This is a genomic window from Chitinophaga silvisoli, from assembly GCF_003412465.1.
Lineage (GTDB): Bacteria > Bacteroidota > Bacteroidia > Chitinophagales > Chitinophagaceae > Chitinophaga > Chitinophaga silvisoli.
The window spans coordinates 1-1,113 of the sequence record NZ_QTJV01000075.1; the positions used below are offsets into that span (position 1 = coordinate 1).

2 protein-coding genes are annotated in these 1,113 nt (G+C 26.6%); both read left to right on the forward strand.

Features of this window, described 5'->3' with window-relative positions; all coding sequences use genetic code 11:
• Positions 1 to 141 precede the first annotated feature (141 nt).
• Positions 142 to 282: a hypothetical protein gene (locus DXN04_RS35150; RefSeq protein WP_158569346.1), complete on the forward strand. Its 141-nt coding sequence runs from the start codon at positions 142 to 144 to the stop codon at positions 280 to 282.
• Positions 283 to 291: 9 nt separating this feature from the next.
• Entirely contained in the window at positions 292 to 831 is a 540-nt protein-coding gene (locus tag DXN04_RS34485) for a hypothetical protein (protein ID WP_116857943.1), read from the forward strand.
• The last annotated feature ends 282 nt before the right edge of the window (positions 832 to 1,113 follow it).

A 1,113-nucleotide genomic window follows, 5' to 3' on the forward strand; every position in this document is an offset into this window, starting at 1 on the left:
GTCTAACTCATCTTCATCCTCCACGGGGAATATGACTTGCATATTTATAATCATATAATCCTCTATGATGTAAATGTTAAAAATAGTTTTTCTCTTGGTAGATTCATTCAAACTCTTACATTTGCTAAAAACAATTAAGTTATGGGTAAAGATAAAAGTGAAACTAAACCTAAATACACTAGAGAATTTCATAGTGGAGAAAGGAATAAAAAAGAAGTTAAAGTTCCTAGTAAACTTAAACTTGGAAATATTGGTATTGATAGTATTATTAAAACTAAATAATTTAGTGTTATGATTAAAGTTGAAAGTAAATTTAAAGATTTTGGTATTCAAATACCTACTGACATTAGCGAAATAACAAGTGAAGCACTTGACGCTATTCTTACTAATGTAGTTATTGCTAAACATTATTGTGTTGTTGCTCTTTGCCAAAATGAAAGTTTGTTTGGTGTTATTAATAATAAAGTAAGTACAGTTGAGATTATGCCAATTATTGCTAAAATTAGTAAAGAAGATGCTGAACTTATTGGTATGAATCAAATGGATAAGATTATTATTGACCGTTCTACTCTTGAACGTGGCTATCATCTTTATCTTAAACATAATGTTCTTAGTCCTCAATTTGTTAATAAGTATATTACTAATGATACTGAACTAACTCGTTCTATTACTGTTGGTACTTTTGGACAAAATCAAGGATATAAAAAAGGACAGAAAGTTTGGTTTGTTGAGTTTAAAGTTATAGCTATTAATGATTTAAGAGCTGCTATTACTGATAAACATAAAGCTATTAATCCTTTTGTTTATCATTCTGCTGAAAAAGCTAATTAGCCATTTCGTCTAAATAATCGAACTCTTCTTAGAACTACTTATGTATAATTTAAAATTATAGGTACTTGTGTTCTTGTTTATAGTAGTAATCTAAGAAGAGTTCTTAAACTTTCAATTATGGATTTTAAGACTAATACTAGTTTTAATATTGCTAATACTAGTTCTCAAGAAGATTTTGATGATGATTATATTCTTATTTATAAAGATATAAATAATATATTAGATGATATTGGATTTCAAGGTGATGATAGAATACTTTGTAAATCTATTATTGAAAGTCTT

Bases quoted from the DNA above. Each gene is read 5' to 3' on its own strand.
- DXN04_RS35150 (WP_158569346.1), top strand. From the start codon at position 142: ATGGGTAAAGATAAAAGTGAAACTAAACCTAAATACACTAGAGAATTT.
- DXN04_RS34485 (WP_116857943.1), top strand. From the start codon at position 292: ATGATTAAAGTTGAAAGTAAATTTAAAGATTTTGGTATTCAAATACCT.